The following is a 15,617-nucleotide window of genomic DNA, read 5'->3' as shown; positions in this document are numbered from 1 at the left end:
TCGGTGTAACGTTTTTCGTCAGGAGAAAATCATGGGAGCAAAAGCCCCACTTTATCAGACACTCTCTCTCGTCTTGTTTCTTGGCCTGTGGCCGAGCATAGCGTCAGCGCTGGAATTGCCCCGTGCCCTGGAAATGGCTCACGAGCGCGACGGTTCCCTGTCTGCCCTGGAAGCCCGTGCCAGCGGCCTGCGTGAGCAGTCGGTCGCCGCGGGGCGCCTGCCCGACCCAAAACTGCTGCTGGGCTATGAAGAGTCGGAAATGATGAGCGAGTTCATGGTGGGAGTTCGTCAGGAATTCCCCCGCTCCAGTCGCTTGAATCTGCGTTCCCAGCAGTTTGAGCATCAGGCCGATGCCCAGCTGGCCCGTCAGCAAGACTGGCAGCGCCAGCTCAACCGCAACGTGCAGCGGGCGTATCTGGAGCTGTGGTATCAGCAGCGGGCGGTGGCTATCGTGGACCATCACTCCAATCTGCTGCGCGACCTGGCCGACGTGGCCCGTCAGCAGTACGCCGCCGGCCGCCTGAGCCAGCAGCAGATGCTCATGCTGGAGCTGGAGCAGGCCATGCAGCAGGATCGCCTCACCAGCATTCTCTCTGCCCGCGACGATGCCCGCTCCGCCCTGGCCCGCTGGGTGGGCGAAGCCGCCTGGCAGCAGGAGCTGCCCCACGACCTTCCCGATCTGCCCACGGTGCCCCCAGTGGATGAACTCCTGTCAACGCTGCCAGCCCATCCCGCCGTTACGGCGGATGACGCCGCCATCAGGGCCCTGGAAAATGATGTGCGCCTGAGCGGACAGTACTACAGCGGCTTCATGGTGGATGCTCTCTACGCCCGCGCCGACAACGATGACCAGACGTTCACCATCATGGTGGAGGTAGGTATTCCCATCGCTCCCGGCAGACTGCAGGAGCGCAATGCCAGTGCGGCCCGCCAGCGCTCCAGCGCGGCCAGCCTCGATCGGATCGAGAAGCTGCGCCAGCTGGAAAGCGACCTGCGCACCCAGCACCAGCGTTGGCAGCGCCTGCAGGAGCGCATTGAACTCTCCCGCACCACTGTGCTGCCCCACAGCCGCATTGTCAGCGATGCCGCTGCTTCCGGCTACCAGAACCTGAGCGCCAATTTCGATGGCCTGCTGCGGGCTGCGGTGTACGAACTGGAAAACCAGCTGCGCCACCAGCGCCTGCTGGCCGATGCCGCCCAGATCCAGGCCAACCTCCTCTACTACTCCAATGGAGCCCACCATGAATAAATCTGCCCTTCTCGCCATCCTGTTCGCCTTTGCCGCCGGGCTGGCCCTGGGAGCCGTAGCCCTGAACTGGCTGTCCAGCGACGACCACAGTGACCACGAAGTGGCCGATGGGGCTTCCGCCGAGCGGGAAATCCTCTACTACCGGCACCCCCATAACCCCCGCGTCACCTCCGATGTGCCCCGCAAGGACGAGATGGGCATGGACTACATTCCCATCTATGCCGACCAGGGTGGCAGTGGCGGTGGCATCTTCGTGGCGCCGGAAGTCACCCAGAGCCTGGGGGTACGCACCCGCCCTGTTGAACGCATGACCATGGAGCCCGTAGTGGAAGCCGTTGGCTATGTTGACTACGACGAAACCCGCTTGAGCCACGTGCATGTGCGGGCTGAGGGCTGGGTGGAACGCCTGCACGCCCGCAGCCTCGGCCAGCGGGTGAGACAGGGCGAGCTGCTGCTGGAGTTCTTCTCCCCCACTATTGTCAATGCCCAGGAGGAGTTCCTGCGCGCCCTGACGATGAATCAGCCTGCCGTGAGTGACGCCGCCCGCGAGCGCCTGCTCTCCCTGGGGTTGAGTCGCCAGACCGTTCAGCAGATTGAACGGGACGGACGGGTGCGCCAGCTTATCCCGGTGTACGCCCGCCAGGATGGCGTCGTCACCGAACTGAATATCCGCGAAGGCATGTACATTACCCCCGGCATGGATATCCTCACCATCAGCGACCTCTCCTCGGTGTGGGTACTGGTGGAGGTATTTGAGCACCAGGCGCGCCTGGTGAAAACCGGTCAGGTGGCCACGCTGCAGCTGAACCCCGGCGATGACGCCCTCCAGGGGCAGGTGGAATTCATCTACCCCTCCCTTGATTCCTCCAGCCGCGCCCTGCGGGCGCGCCTGAGCGTTGCCAACCCCGATGGCACCCTCAAGCCCGGCATGTTTGCCCGCGCCGCCATTACCACCGAAAGCCGCCCCCATGTACTGGCAATTCCCCGTCAGGCCCTGATCCGCAGCGACAATACCCAGCGGGTCATCGTCGCCCGTGATGAAGGCCGCTTTGAGGCGGTGGAAGTGCGCACCGGGCTGATGACCGCCGACACGGTGGAGATCACGGCTGGCCTTCAGGAAGGCGAGCGTGTGGTCATCTCGGCCCAGTTCCTCATCGACTCCGAAAGCAGCCTGCGGGGTGCCTTTACCCGCCTGGAGACTCTGGAAGAGCTGCAGCCCGGTGACGAAGTGTGGAGTGATGGCATCTATAAAGGCCCCGGCCGCAATCCCGGCTCCATCAACCTCAGCCACGAACCCATTCCCGCCCTGGGCTGGCCCGCCATGACCATGGATCTGGACCTGATTGAAGGGCTGAGCGTTCCCGACCACCTGCAGCCCGGTGATGCATTCGCCTTTGCCCTGGAAGCCCTGGATGAAATCACCTTCCGCATTGTGGCCCTGCGTATTCACGGGGAGGAGGTGCGGCCATGATTGCCGCTATTATCAACTGGTCCCTGCGTAACCGCCTGCTGGTGCTGATGGCCAGCATCTTCCTGGCCCTGTGGGGCATGTATTCCCTGCAGAAGACGCCCCTGGACGCCATTCCCGATCTGTCCGACGTGCAGGTGATCATCAAGACCACCTACCCCGGCCAGGCTCCCCAGGTGGTGGAGCAGCAGGTGACCTACCCACTTTCCAGCGCTCTGCTGGCCGTGCCCAAGGCCACGGCCGTGCGTGGCTACTCCATGTTTGGCGACTCCTATATCTACGTCCTCTTTGAAGATGGCACCGACCTCTACTGGGCGCGGGCGCGGGTATTGGAGTACCTGAGCCAGGCCGCCGGCAGCCTGCCCCCGGAGGCCACCCCCTCCCTGGGGCCCGATGCCACCGGCGTGGGCTGGGTCTATCAGTATGCCCTGGTGGATCGCACGGGCAACCACGACCTGGGACAGCTGCGCAGTATTCAGGACTGGTTCCTCAAATATGAACTGCAGACCGTGGAAGGAGTGTCGGAAGTAGCCACCGTGGGTGGCATGGTGCGCCAGTACCAGATCACCGTTGACCCCTTTCGCCTGCGCTCCTACGGGCTCAGTACGGCTGATGTTTCCCGCGCCGTGCAGCGGGCCAATCTGGAGAGCGGCGGCTCGGCCATCGAAATGGCCGAAGCCGAGTATATGATCCGCGCCAAGGGCTACATCCAGAGCGTGGAAGACCTGCGCCAGGTGCCCCTGAAGGTCGGCTCCAGCGGCACCCCCCTTCTGCTGGGCGATGTGGCGGAAATCACCACCGGACCCCAGATGCGCCGGGGTATCGCCGAACTGGATGGTGAAGGTGAAGTGGTTGGAGGCATTGTGGTTATGCGCTCCGGCGAAAACGCCCTCGCCGTGATTGAGCGGGTCAAGGCCAGGATTGATGAAATTCGCGATGGCCTGCCCGAAGGGGTGGAAATCGTGGAGACCTACGACCGCTCCAGCGTCATCGAGCGGGCAGTGGAGAACCTGCGCGACACCCTCATCAAGGAGCTGATCGTGGTGGTGCTGGTGTGCCTGCTCTTCCTGCTGCACTTCCGCTCCTCCCTGGTTATCGCCATCAGCCTGCCCCTGGGCGTGCTGGGAGCCTTTGTCATCATGCAGCTGCAGGGCATCAACGCCAACATCATGTCCCTGGGGGGCATTGCCATCGCCATTGGCGCCATGGTGGACGCCGCCATCGTCATGATTGAAAACGCCCACAAACACCTGGAACGGCGCAAGGCAGACAGTGACGAGGATCATTGGGCCATCATCAGCCGCGCCTCCACGGAAGTGGGGCCGCCCCTGTTCTTCGCCCTGCTCATCATCACTATCAGCTTCCTGCCGGTCTTCACCCTGGAAGCCCAGGAAGGGCGCCTCTTCGCGCCCCTGGCCTTCACCAAGACCTACGCCATGGCCGTGGCGGCGGGATTGGCCATCACCCTGGTGCCCGTGCTCATGGGCTACTTCATCCGTGGGCGCATTACGCCGGAACATAAAAACCCCATAAACCGTGTCCTGGTCGCCATGTACCAGCCCATGATCAAGGTCGCCCTGCGCTTCCCCGGCACCATCGTGGTGCTGACCATCCTTGCCGCGGCCAGCATGATCTATCCCGTCACCAAACTGGGTTCGGAGTTCATGCCCGAGCTGGATGAAGGGGACCTGATGTACATGCCCACCACCCTGCCGGGGCTTTCGGCGGGCAAAGCGGCAGAGCTTTTGCAGCAGACCGACCGCCTCATCAAGACCGTGCCGGAAGTGGAGCGCGTCTTCGGCAAGACCGGGCGGGCGGAAACCGCCACCGACCCCGCGCCCCTGACCATGCTGGAGACCAGCATCATGCTCAAGCCCCGCGACCAGTGGCGGCCCGGCATGACCACCCGCAAAATCATCGAAGAGCTGGACAGCGCCGTGCAGCTGCCCGGCGTCACCAATGCCTGGGTCATGCCCATCCGCACCCGCATCGACATGCTGGCAACGGGCATCCGTACCCCCGTGGGCATCAAGGTGGCTGGCCCCGACCTGGCCGTTATTCAGCAGATCGGCGAGCGCATTGAAGAGGTGATCGAAGGCGTTCCCGGAACTTCCTCCGTCTATTCGGAGCGGGTTACCGGTGGCCGCTACATCGAAGTGGATATCGACCGCCCCGCCGCCGCCCGCTATGGCCTCAACGTGGCCGACGTGCAGGAAGTCATCCGCACCGCCGTGGGTGGCATGAATATCAGCACCACTGTGGAAGGGCTGGAGCGCTACCCCATCAACCTGCGCTACCCCCGCGACCTGCGCGACTCCCTGGAACGCCTGCAGCAGCTGCCCCTGGCAACGCCCAGCGGCGCCTGGGTAGCCCTGGAGCAGGTGGCCCGCGTGGAGATCACTGACGGCCCCCCCATGATCCGCAGCGAAAACGCCCGTCTCAGCGGCTGGACCTATGTGGATATCCAGGAACGTGACCTGGGCGGCTATGTGGCCGAAGCCCGCGACGCCGTCAACCGCTTCATCGAGCTGCCCGCCGGGTATTCCATCAGCTGGTCCGGCCAGTATGAATACATGGAGCGTGCCAACGAGCGCCTGAAAGTGGTCATCCCCTTGACCCTGGCCATCATCATGCTCCTTCTCTACCTGAGCTTTGGCCGGGTGGGCGAAGCCCTGCTCATCATGGCCACCCTGCCCCTCTCCCTGGTGGGCGGCTTCTGGCTGCTCCACCTGCTGGGCTACAACCTCTCCATCGCCGTCAGCGTGGGCTTTATCGCCCTGGCTGGGGTAGCCGCCGAAACCGGGGTGGTGATGCTGGTCTACCTGGATCAGGCCCTGCGGGCGCGTAAGAAGAAAGCCTCCGACGAAGGTCGCACAGTAAGCCTGAATGAGCTGCGGGAAGCCGTGATTGAAGGCGCCCTGCTGCGCGTGCGCCCCAAAGTCATGACCGTTGCCACCATCATCATCGGCCTGCTGCCCATCATGCTCAGTACCGGCACCGGCTCGGAAGTCATGCGCCGCATCGCCGCCCCCATGGTGGGTGGAATGGTCAGCGCCACCGTACTGACCCTGGTGGTACTGCCCGCCGCTTACTATCTGTGGAAACGGATACAGTTGAAATGTGCATAGTTCATTGGAGCAAGCGTGGAAAGAGGCCTAAAGGCCGCACCCTGAACCAGGAGATAATCGTCACATATCTCGATCGTATTCAGAGGCATGAAAGGTGTTGTAACTTCAGTCCTTTTGCGCCACTTTTGACCCGCCCAAAGTGGCGCAAAAGCGCCCAGCTACTATTTTCAAATAGTAGCTGGGCTACCGCGTTCCAATGGCAGCGTCCTGGCTGGGACAGCACACGGGGGATAGATAGAAGACACAAATCCCCCCTGAGCCCGTCCGGTAAGTGTGAAGCCTGGCTGGCAAGACCCGCACGGGACACCTGCAGGAAGCAGGTGGTCCGGCAGAGCTGCAGGGATGCAGCGTCTGCCGGATCTCCAGTCCAGGCGAGCAAACGAACCGGATCAACGGGCGTTGGGGGGCGGCTTTTTTTGGTCTTTTTTTGGCCGAACCAAAAAAGGACAATGTACAAAGTTGAAAGAGACCTTACATACACAAACCAAACTCAAGGAGTTGTCCCATGAAAAAGTCCATTATCGCCATCATCGCCGCCGTCAGCCTTCTCTCACTCACCGCCGCCATCACCATGGCCAGCAGTCACGGGCATGGAAACCATGGACACAGCAGCCACGGCTCGGCCAGCGGAGCCATTGGCAGCACCGTCAGTGCCAATGGCGAAGTCATCGCCCTCGACCCCACCGGCAGAACCATCACCCTGCACCATGAACCCATCCGCGCCCTGCGCTGGCCCGCCATGACCATGGAGCTGGACCTGGAGAACCCCTCCATCGCCGAAGGACTTGCAGAAGGCGATCGCATCGTGTTTGACCTCAAGCGCCTGACCGAGACAGACTATCTCATCACCGGTATCCGCAAGCGTTGAAGAGTGGCATCTGCGAAATAAAAAAGGCTCCCGGTAACGGGAGCCTTTTTTTATCTCACAAGTGCAACGTGGATAAACCGGTTACGAGAAGACCGGCCTCTCGCCCGCTCGCTGTGCTCACTCGAGACACCAGGGCATGAAAGAATGGCAAGGGGGATTTTGACCACGGAAAACGCGGAAGGCACGGAAATAACCAGACATGATAAGAATAAGGCCTTCTGTAAAATGCAATATCGCGATGTAATATGCGACCTATGTTTATTTTGTTTACCGATGGACGGTTTTATGTTTACCTATAGTCTGTTGCGGTGTATTTACCTCTTAGTACGAACGGTGTAGTCGTTTTACTTCATCATTGAAATCAGAAACAGAGAAAGAGGTGCCCCATGGTCATCAGGGCGGTATCATGTAAGTGGATTTTTACCAGCCTTTCGATATTGGCAATCGTTCTGTTCATGGTTGGTTGCGGCGGCAGTAGCAGTGGTGGAGGTGATGAGCCCGAAGTGGAAGTGGAAACGGTATCTCAGGTGCAACTCAGCGGTCAGATCACTATATCATCACTACCAGGCGTTTCCAGTGATGGTTTCAATGTATCACTTCTGTTAATTGCTGTGGATGAAAACGGCAACACTTCCACTGCCATCGTCACCAGCGGAAACTATCAACTCCTGGTTTCCAAGAATACGCTGAGTAGTTTGACAAGCTTTGATCTCGCCACCATGAACTTCCTGGGGGCTCTGACATTTGATGGGAACCTGGGGGCATTCAGTTTGGGCACCAGCACTGAAAACGTGAATCTCAATCTGGGGAATAATGGCATTCAGGTAGCTGAGGAATCACAGATTCTTTTACCTGTCACATGGGCTCCTCAAGGCATTCAGGAAGCCTATGACCCATTGGGTGGCATTGATGCCATTCAACTTCAGACCGACCCTGAAAAAGTTCAGCATATTGCACTGACCGACTATTTAGTACCTCACCCTGGAACCTGGACTACGGATTATTTTTATCGCGAATGGGAGTATACTGATGAAAAGGGTTATGAACGGTTACGTGAGTTTATTCTTACCTACCGTGACGAAAGCAAGCATATCCGGCGGATACATGCCAATTTCTATGATGAATATGAAGATTCTTACTATGAAGATGGTGAATGGGAGACCTTCTCTGGTGGCGGTGGATTTTATAATCCAAATCCCGACACTGAATGCGAAGGGCTGCATTGTGACAGTATTTTGGGATTACCAACAAAAGGTGTGTATGCCTCATTTCCCATGATCAATGAAAGAGATGGGCTTATTGCACTGGATGATGATGATCTCATTTTTCCCATTCAATTAACGGCGGGTGAGAAATTTATTCTTGAATACGAAGACTCTTGGCTAAATCAGGTATTCGAACTGACATTCACACCCAATATTGTCGGAAGTTTTCGGGATAAATCGCAACGACGGGTGAATGTTCTGCACCTGCATTGTGATGCATGGTCCAAAACAGCGAATACGTGGTGGGGGAGTTTCGATTATTATCTGCTGAGTCATTATGGTTTATTTATCAACATATCTCAATCTCAGGGCGAAAGTGATGAATGGCAAAATCTGGTGGCTGAACATATTCGCTTTGGAACTTTTGACATCAGCATGGGCATACCGTTTATTGATCTCACTCCAACGCAGATCAACGGAGTGCCTGTAACGGGAACTATTCCAGGTAATCCTCATATCGAAACAGGCACCAGCGAACAGATGCGCGATCACTGGCTTGAGCACGCCTGGCAGAATCGTGACAACGTCAACTGAGTATTATAACTGAAGTTTCACATCCCCCGGCTGACACTAATAGCATGCTGGAATGGCGGAAATGGTTCTGCACAGACTGCGTTGCTTGACTCTCTTTGCGGGCGAGCGATCGGGTGCGAGAGCCTCTGCCTTCAGAGTTTCTGCAGCTGCTTCAGGCACCACTCCAGGCTTTTGATATGGCGCTTTTCATCGTCGGCGCAGTTGCGGAACCAGCTTTCCATCTGGGGGTTTTCGGCGGCGCGGGCGTGGGAGCTGCCTTCCAGTTTGAGTTTACGGCTTCCCTTTTTGCCTTCGATGAGTTTCTTGATCATTTCCATGATGTCGTTTTTATCGGTGGTGTCCTCGTCCCGCTGCACAAACCCGGCGGCGTGGCGTAGCTCTTCTTCGGCCAGTTTGCCCATGACGTCGGCGACCTGGGGGTAGCCCAGCTGTTGGGCCAGCAGACCATAGGCCATCAGGCGGGTGGCTTCCCAGGAGTCGCCGCTGATCTGGGTTTTGATGTACTGTTCCATATCCATGGTTTCACCGTTGAACTCCTCGAAGGTGTCTTCATAGGAGCAGTGGGGGCAGGTGGATGGCGATGGCTCACTGAAAGAGAGCATTCGGCATTTGTTGCAGCGGTACGTGGACATGGCGTGCTCCTGTTGTTATTTCAGGCCCAGAACATCAAACATACTGTAGAGGCCGGCGGGTTGATGGTGTACCCAGGTGGCGGCGCGTATGGCTCCGCTGGCAAAGGTGTCGCGGCTGTGGGCGCGGTGGGTGATTTCTACGCGCTCGCCGGGGCCACAGAAGAAGACGGTGTGGTCGCCGACGATATCGCCGCCGCGGATGGTCTGGATGCCGATCTCCTTTTTGGTGCGTTCACCGATCATGCCTTCTCGATGATACACGGCGTCGGTGGCCAGATCCCGCTTGAGGGTCTGAGCCAGTACCTGGGCCATTTTCATGGCGGTGCCGCTGGGGGCGTCTTTTTTGCGGTTGTGGTGGGCTTCCACCACTTCCACGTCGTAGTCGTCGCCAAAGATAGTGGCGGCCATTTCCAGCAGTTTCAGGGTCACGTTCACCCCGGTGCTCATGTTGGGGGCAAAGACGATGGGGATATGCTGAGCGGCGGCATTGATGGCTGCCTGGCCTTCGGCGCTGAGTCCGGTGGTGCCGATGACGAGGGGGATGCCGATTTTGGCCAGTCGGGGGGCGTTGCCGGCGGTGGCGTCGGCGTGGGTGAAGTCGATGACCACGTCAGCTTCGCTGAGGGCGGCTTCCAGGTCGTCGGTGATGACGATGCCATTGGTGCCGAATCCGGCGATTTCGCCGCTGTCCTTGCCCAGGTAGGGTGATGTGGGGGCGTCGATGGCGGCGGCGAGCTGGCAGTGGTCACTTTTTTCCACCAGGTTGAGTATGGTGGTTCCCATGCGCCCGGTAACGCCCATGATGGCTATTTTCAGCATATGTCTCTCCTGTGTTATGCGCGGATCAGTTCCAGGCGCGCCAGCTCTTTGGCGAGGATCTCCCGGTTGCCTGGGCTGAGGTTGGTCAGGGGCAGGCGGAATTCATCGGCACACTTACCCATCATGGCAACGGCGGTTTTGACGGGAATGGGATTGGCTTCCAGGTAGAGCAGGCGATTGAGGTGGAAGTAGCGGTCGTGGATTTCGCAGGCGGCGGCAAAGTCGCCCGCGAGGGCGAGGGCGGCCATCTGGCTCCATGGGCCGGGGATGATGTTGGATATGACGGATATGACGCCTCGTCCTCCCAGGGCCATCTGCCCAAGGGCGGTGAGGTCGTCGCCGGAGAGCAGGGTGATTTTGTCGCCACACAGGCGGCGGATCTCCGAGGCGACGATCATGCTGGAGGTGGCATCCTTGATGGCGACGATGTTGTCCAGTTCGGCGAGGCGGGCGACCGTTTCGGGCAGCAGGTCGACTCCGCAGCGTCCGGGGACGTTGTAGAGGACGATGGGAATGCCAATGCGATCCAGTTCACGGTAGTGCTGGTAGAGGCCTTCCTGGCTGGGCTTGTTGTAGTATGGCGTTACGGAGAGGGCGGCGTCGGCACCATCCTTGAGGGCGTGCTCGGTCAGGCTGATGGCTTCGGCGGTGGAGTTTGAGCCGGTTCCGGCGATGACGGGAACTCTTCCGGCTACTTGCTCAATGCAGACGCGGATTACGCGCTGGTGTTCCTCGTGGGAGAGGGTGGTGCTTTCTCCGGTGGTTCCGCAGGGAACGATGCCGCTGATGCCGTTTTCAATCTGATTTTCGATCAGCTGCCGGTACGCGTCTTCATCAAACTTGCCGTTTCTGAAGGGGGTGATGATGGCAACGATGGCTCCTTGTAACTGCTGCATACACTATACCTCTTTTTCCGTAAGCTGGAGTTTGTTGTTTATCAGGTCTGGAGTGATGGTCCCGGTGAAAAGAATGTGGGCATCGCCGGTCATGGTAACGGAATTCAGCGCTCTGTCAAAGGAAATAAACAGTTCGCCGCCGTTGGTGATAACGTGGACTTCCGTTGAAACTTCGCTGTCGTCAAGGCAGGCGACGATGGCGGCGGCGACGCTGCCGGTTCCGCAGGAGAGGGTCTCGCCTTCCACGCCCCGCTCGTAGGTGCGCACGCGGATGGTATCCGGTGCTACCTTCTCGTAGATGTTGACGTTGGTTCCGCTGGCGTACATTTCGTGGAAGCGGATTTCCGGGGCCATGTTCATGAGGTCGAAGCTTTCAATATCCGATACCTGCAGCACGGCATGGGGAACGCCGGTATTGATGCTGGAGAGCAGGTATTCAGTCTTGATGGTTTTGATGGTGTACTTGCTGCGGTGATCGTGGGGTTTGGTGAGTTGAACGCCGATGAGCCGCTGCTCATCCAGGCGGATTCCGATCATGCCGGCTTCGGTGTGCAGGTTAAAGCTGTTTTCGTGCACGATGCCCTGGGAGAATATATACCGTGCTGCGCAGCGGGCGCCATTGCCGCACATTTCGGCCCGGGAGCCATCGGCGTTGTAGAAGTGCCACTGGATGTCGGTGGGGGCGTTCTGCTGGATAAAGATCACTCCGTCGGCACCGATGCCGAAGTGGCGATGGCACATGCGGGGAATGATCTCCTGGATGGAGCGGTAGTTGATGGTGCGGGCCAGGTCGTTGATGACAATGAAGTCATTGCCGGTGCCGCTGATTTTGGTGAATGAGCCGTTCCAGCCAGCATGGGAAAAAGTATTCACGATAGTTCCTCAAGTCTTGTCAGGTCTTCATAGGTTTCCCGCTGCCGGATGACCCGGTAGCGGTCGCCGCTTACCAGAACCTCTGCGGCCCGGGGGCGGGAATTGTAGTTGGAGCTCATGGTGAAACCATAGGCTCCGGCGCTCATGAGGCTGAGTATATCGCCGGGGTGGCAGGGGGGTAAAGGACGATTTTTAGCGAAGAAGTCGCCGGACTCACACACGGGGCCAACGATATCCACCACTTCCGTATTCCCCTCGCGGACCACGGCGGGGCGGATGTCATGGAAACTGCCGTAGAGGGAGGGACGGGCCAGATCGTTCATGGCGCCGTCGACGATCAGGAATTTCCGGGAGCCATTGTCCTTGGTGAAGAGGACACGGGTGAGGAAGGCTCCGGTGTTGCCGGCGATAGCTCGTCCTGGCTCCAGGATGAGTTTGCAGGGAACTTCCTTCAGGTGCGGCGCGATGGCAGCGGCCAGCTCCGTAGGCAGTGGGGGCTTTTCCTGGTCGTAGGTGATGCCCAGGCCGCCACCCATGTCGATATATTCGATGGGAATATTTTCTGACAGCAGCTCGCGGACCAGGTTTTTAATGATGACGAAGGCATCCACAAAGGGCTCTATGGCGGTCAGCTGGCTGCCGATGTGGCAGTGGATGCCCCGCACGCGGATACAGGAGAGACTGTGGGCGTAGCGGTAGCTTTCCAGAGCGCTTTCCATGGGAATGCCGAATTTGTTTTCCTTGAGGCCGGTGGAGATATAGGGGTGGGTGCGGGCGTCCACATCGGGGTTGACGCGCAGTGCGACGGAAGCGGTCTTGTTCAGGCGCTTGGCGGTTGCCTGCAGCAGGTCAAGCTCTTCCATGCTCTCCACATTGAACATGAAGATGTCCTCATTGAGGGCGTATTCCATCTCATCGGCTTTTTTGCCGACACCGGCAAAGAGAATCTTCTCGCCGGGGATCCCCGCCTTCAGAGCACGATAGAGTTCGCCACCACTGACAATGTCAGCTCCGATGCCCTGTTCCGCCAGAACGCGCAGGATATGAATATTGCTATTGGACTTGACGGCAAAGCAGATCATGGCATTCAGGTTGGCAAAGGCCTGGGTGAAGACCTGGGCGTGACGCTCCAGAGTTCGCTGGGAGTAGACGTAAACCGGGGTGCCCACTTCCTGTGCTATGCGTGACAGAGGCACCTCTTCGCAGTGCAGTTCGCCATTTTGGTACGTAAAAAAGTCCATAGTTAAAACACCGTTCTAGGGGGTAGTTTGACATTTAATCCTTGGGATTATATAAGAAATCCGTTGGAAATGTCCAAAAAAAGTGGAGTCGCAGCAGTATGACAAAAATTGGTATTATCGGCGGCAGCGGGCTGTACCGAATGGATGCCCTGAAGAATGTCCAGGAAGTGGAGCTGGATACCCCCTATGGCCCCCCCAGCGATATCATTGTTCAGGGAACCCTGGGTGACGCAACCTTGTTTTTCCTGCCCCGTCACGGGCGTCAGCATCTCATCCCCCCCGGAGAAATCAATTTTCGGGCCAATATTTTTGCCATGAAACTTCTGGGTGTCGAGAAAATCATCAGTGTCAGCGCTGTCGGCAGTCTGCGTGAGCACATTGAACCCGGCGATATGGTGCTGGTGGACCAGTTTATCGATTTCACCCGGGCAGATCGCCCCGCAACTTTTTTTGAAAAGGGCATCACTGGCCATGTCAGCATGGCGCAGCCAACCTGTCCCTGTCTGCGCGATGCCCTGAAGCAGGCCATTGGCTCTCTGGATGTGACCCTGCACAGCCATGGCACCTATATCTGCATGGAGGGGCCACAGTTTTCCAGTCGCGCCGAAAGCCACATGTACCGAGCCTGGGGCGCCGACGTGGTGGGCATGACCAATATGCCCGAAGCCAAACTGGCCCGTGAGGCGGAGATCTGTTACGCCACCCTGGCCCTCTCCACCGACTACGACTGCTGGAAGGAAGACGAAGAGCACGTCAGCGTGGAAATGGTTCTGGAGATCATGCACCGCAATGTGGAAAACGCCAAACAGGTACTGCAGGTGCTGGCAGCCAGAACCATAGATACTGGCTGTCAATGCGGAAGCGCAGCGGCCAATGCCGTCATCACCCCCGCCGATGCCATTTCCCGCGAGTTGCGCGAAAAACTCTTTCCCCTGTACGGCAAGTACTGGCAATAAGGGGTTGGGAAGTTTCCTGCACTCTTTGGTTTTCAAAACGCTCTGTAACCATTCACGGCTACCCTGCGTTTTTTTCAGCAGGAGCGCCAGTATTCCGAGAGCGAGCCCGGATGGCGAGCGGCAGAGACGTTGGTCTTCGGACGAAAGTGAGCGTCTCTGGGAGGAATGCTGGCGCGAGTACCAACACACCGTAAAGAGTTACAACGCTGAAAAAGCCCCCGCCGAATGGCGGGGGCTTTTGTGCAGATGAAAATTCCGGGAGTATGCTCCTCAGTAAGAGTAGTACATGCTGAATTCCATGGGGTGCGGGCGCAGGGACAATGGCTTGATCTCATTGTTGCGCTTGTAGTCACACCAGATTTCGATGATGTCAGGTGTGAACACGTCGCCCTTGAGCAGGAACTCGTGATCTTCTTCCAGGGCTGCCAGGGACTCTTCCAGCGAGGCGGGCATGGAAGGAATGGTGGACAGTTCCACGGGATCCAGGTCGTAAATATTTTTGTCCAGAGGCTGGCCGGGATCAATTTTGTTTTCAATACCGTCAAGGCCGGCCATGAGCATAACGCTGAAGGCCAGGTAGGGGTTGGCAGTGGGGTCGGGGAAGCGGATTTCCACGCGGCGCGCCTTGGGCGAGTTCACGATGGGTATGCGAATGGCGGCAGAGCGGTTACGGGAGCTGTAGGCCAGCTTGTTAGGGGCTTCGAAGCCAGGCACCAGACGCTTGTAGGAGTTGGTGGTGGGGTTGGTGAAGGCGGCGATGGCCTTGGCGTGTTTGATGATGCCGCCCAGGTACCACAGGGCCTCCTGGCTCAGGCCAGCGTAGCCGGAACCACTGAAGAGGGGCTTGCCATCTTTCCACAGGGACTGGTGGCAGTGCATGCCGCTGCCGTTGTCGCCGTAGAGAGGTTTGGGCATGAAGGTGACAGTCTTGTTGTTCTTCACAGCCACGTTGCGCACTACATACTTGTAGAGCTGCATGATGTCAGCCTGCTTGAGCATGTCGGTAAAGCGCACGTCGATTTCCACCTGACCGGCAGTGGCCACTTCGTGGTGGTGGGCTTCAACGACAATACCCAGTTTCTCCATAACTTCAACCATCTCGGAGCGCAGCTCGTGGAGAGAGTCCATGGGGGGGACGGGGAAGTAACCGCCCTTGAACTGCGGCTTGTACTGCAGGTTGGGCATTTCGTCGGCGCCAGTGTTCCAGGTACCTTCCTTGGAGTCCAGGAAATAGAATGCACCCTGGGGGGAGCTGTCAAAACGCACGTCATCAAAGATGAAGAATTCCGCTTCGGGACCGAAGTAGGCGGTGTCGGCGATGCCAGTCTGCTTCAGGTAATTGATGGCTTTGCCGGCGATATTGCGGGGATCGCGATTGTATTTTTCGGTGGTGATGGGGTCCACGATATCGCAGCAGAAGACCAGGGTCTTGCGGCGGAAGAAGGGATCGACAAAGGCGGAAGTGACATCGGGGACGAAACTCATGTCGGAGTTGTGGATTTCACACCAGCCGCGGATAGAGGAGCCGTCAAAACCCAGGCCGTTCTCCAGGGTTTCTTCACCGACTTCCGCAGCGGAAATGGTGATATGCTGCCACACACCAAACAGGTCGGTGAAACGGAAGTCAACGGCTTCAACACCATTGTCGCGGATATACTTGGCGGCTTCATCAATACTTCTGAACATAG

Annotated in this window: 12 protein-coding genes; 6 read left to right on the top strand and 6 right to left on the bottom strand. The window is 58.4% G+C overall.

Features of this window, described 5'->3' with window-relative positions; translation table 11 throughout:
* Positions 1 to 31 precede the first annotated feature (31 nt).
* The 5 genes from ACZ46I_RS03775 (at position 32) to ACZ46I_RS03755 (ending at position 8,512) form a co-directional block, all read left to right on the top strand.
* Positions 32 to 1,249, top strand: a complete 1,218-nt coding sequence (locus ACZ46I_RS03775) for a TolC family protein (protein WP_464281464.1) — start codon at positions 32 to 34, stop codon at positions 1,247 to 1,249.
* The gene (locus ACZ46I_RS03770) at positions 1,242 to 2,720 is read left to right on the top strand and encodes an efflux RND transporter periplasmic adaptor subunit (RefSeq protein WP_464281463.1); all 1,479 of its coding nucleotides are present in this window, start codon (positions 1,242 to 1,244) and stop codon (positions 2,718 to 2,720) included. Before ACZ46I_RS03775 ends, ACZ46I_RS03770 begins: the two co-directional genes overlap by 8 nt.
* A complete protein-coding gene (locus ACZ46I_RS03765) occupies positions 2,717 to 5,845 on the top strand; it encodes an efflux RND transporter permease subunit (RefSeq protein WP_464281462.1) in 3,129 nt (1,042 codons plus the stop codon). The genes ACZ46I_RS03770 and ACZ46I_RS03765 overlap by 4 nt, the downstream gene beginning before the upstream one ends.
* Before the next feature lie 505 nt (positions 5,846 to 6,350).
* Positions 6,351 to 6,713: a copper-binding protein gene (locus tag ACZ46I_RS03760; protein ID WP_013504684.1), complete on the top strand. Its 363-nt coding sequence runs from the start codon at positions 6,351 to 6,353 to the stop codon at positions 6,711 to 6,713.
* Between the two features lie 386 nt (positions 6,714 to 7,099).
* On the top strand, positions 7,100 to 8,512 hold the full coding sequence (locus ACZ46I_RS03755; protein ID WP_464281461.1) for a hypothetical protein: 1,413 nt from the start codon (positions 7,100 to 7,102) through the stop codon (positions 8,510 to 8,512).
* Positions 8,513 to 8,643: 131 nt separating this feature from the next.
* On the opposite strand, the gene ACZ46I_RS03750 is transcribed toward ACZ46I_RS03755, so the two are convergent.
* The 5 genes from ACZ46I_RS03750 to lysA are packed head-to-tail and all read right to left on the bottom strand — an operon-like array spanning position 8,644 to position 12,973.
* Complete coding sequence (locus ACZ46I_RS03750) at positions 8,644 to 9,144, bottom strand: hypothetical protein (protein ID WP_226508327.1); 501 nt, start codon at positions 9,142 to 9,144, stop codon at positions 8,644 to 8,646.
* Positions 9,145 to 9,159: 15 nt separating this feature from the next.
* Entirely contained in the window at positions 9,160 to 9,963 is an 804-nt protein-coding gene (gene dapB, locus ACZ46I_RS03745; RefSeq protein WP_013504696.1) for a 4-hydroxy-tetrahydrodipicolinate reductase, read from the bottom strand.
* Between the two features lie 14 nt (positions 9,964 to 9,977).
* Entirely contained in the window at positions 9,978 to 10,859 is an 882-nt protein-coding gene (gene dapA, locus ACZ46I_RS03740) for a 4-hydroxy-tetrahydrodipicolinate synthase (RefSeq protein ID WP_013504697.1), read from the bottom strand.
* 3 nt (positions 10,860 to 10,862) lie between these two features.
* A complete protein-coding gene (gene dapF / locus ACZ46I_RS03735; RefSeq protein WP_013504698.1) occupies positions 10,863 to 11,732 on the bottom strand; it encodes a diaminopimelate epimerase in 870 nt (289 codons plus the stop codon).
* Positions 11,729 to 12,973, bottom strand: coding sequence for a diaminopimelate decarboxylase (lysA, locus tag ACZ46I_RS03730; protein WP_464281460.1), 1,245 nt, complete (start codon positions 12,971 to 12,973; stop codon positions 11,729 to 11,731). The genes dapF and lysA overlap by 4 nt, the downstream gene beginning before the upstream one ends.
* A gap of 98 nt (positions 12,974 to 13,071) precedes the next feature.
* Between lysA and mtnP the strand changes: the two genes are divergently transcribed.
* Positions 13,072 to 13,929 (top strand): S-methyl-5'-thioadenosine phosphorylase, encoded by an 858-nt coding sequence (gene mtnP, locus ACZ46I_RS03725; RefSeq protein ID WP_464281459.1) that lies wholly within the window; start codon positions 13,072 to 13,074, stop codon positions 13,927 to 13,929.
* A 270-nt stretch (positions 13,930 to 14,199) separates the two neighbouring features.
* Here mtnP and glnA read toward each other — a convergent pair whose 3' ends face one another.
* Positions 14,200 to 15,615, bottom strand: a complete 1,416-nt coding sequence (gene glnA / locus ACZ46I_RS03720; RefSeq protein ID WP_226508329.1) for a type I glutamate--ammonia ligase — start codon at positions 15,613 to 15,615, stop codon at positions 14,200 to 14,202.
* Positions 15,616 to 15,617: the final 2 nt, after the last annotated feature.

It is taken from the genome of Desulfurispirillum alkaliphilum, from assembly GCF_055378285.1.
This window is presented reverse-complemented; position numbering and strand designations above follow the sequence as displayed.

Bases quoted from the DNA above. Each gene is read 5' to 3' on its own strand.
- ACZ46I_RS03775 (WP_464281464.1), top strand. From the start codon at position 32: ATGGGAGCAAAAGCCCCACTTTATCAGACACTCTCTCTCGTCTTGTTT.
- glnA (WP_226508329.1), bottom strand. From the start codon at position 15,615: ATGTTCAGAAGTATTGATGAAGCCGCCAAGTATATCCGCGACAATGGT.
- mtnP (WP_464281459.1), top strand. From the start codon at position 13,072: ATGACAAAAATTGGTATTATCGGCGGCAGCGGGCTGTACCGAATGGAT.
- ACZ46I_RS03765 (WP_464281462.1), top strand. From the start codon at position 2,717: ATGATTGCCGCTATTATCAACTGGTCCCTGCGTAACCGCCTGCTGGTG.
- ACZ46I_RS03750 (WP_226508327.1), bottom strand. From the start codon at position 9,144: ATGTCCACGTACCGCTGCAACAAATGCCGAATGCTCTCTTTCAGTGAG.
- dapB (WP_013504696.1), bottom strand. From the start codon at position 9,963: ATGCTGAAAATAGCCATCATGGGCGTTACCGGGCGCATGGGAACCACC.
- ACZ46I_RS03770 (WP_464281463.1), top strand. From the start codon at position 1,242: ATGAATAAATCTGCCCTTCTCGCCATCCTGTTCGCCTTTGCCGCCGGG.
- ACZ46I_RS03755 (WP_464281461.1), top strand. From the start codon at position 7,100: ATGGTCATCAGGGCGGTATCATGTAAGTGGATTTTTACCAGCCTTTCG.
- dapA (WP_013504697.1), bottom strand. From the start codon at position 10,859: ATGCAGCAGTTACAAGGAGCCATCGTTGCCATCATCACCCCCTTCAGA.
- ACZ46I_RS03760 (WP_013504684.1), top strand. From the start codon at position 6,351: ATGAAAAAGTCCATTATCGCCATCATCGCCGCCGTCAGCCTTCTCTCA.
- lysA (WP_464281460.1), bottom strand. From the start codon at position 12,973: ATGGACTTTTTTACGTACCAAAATGGCGAACTGCACTGCGAAGAGGTG.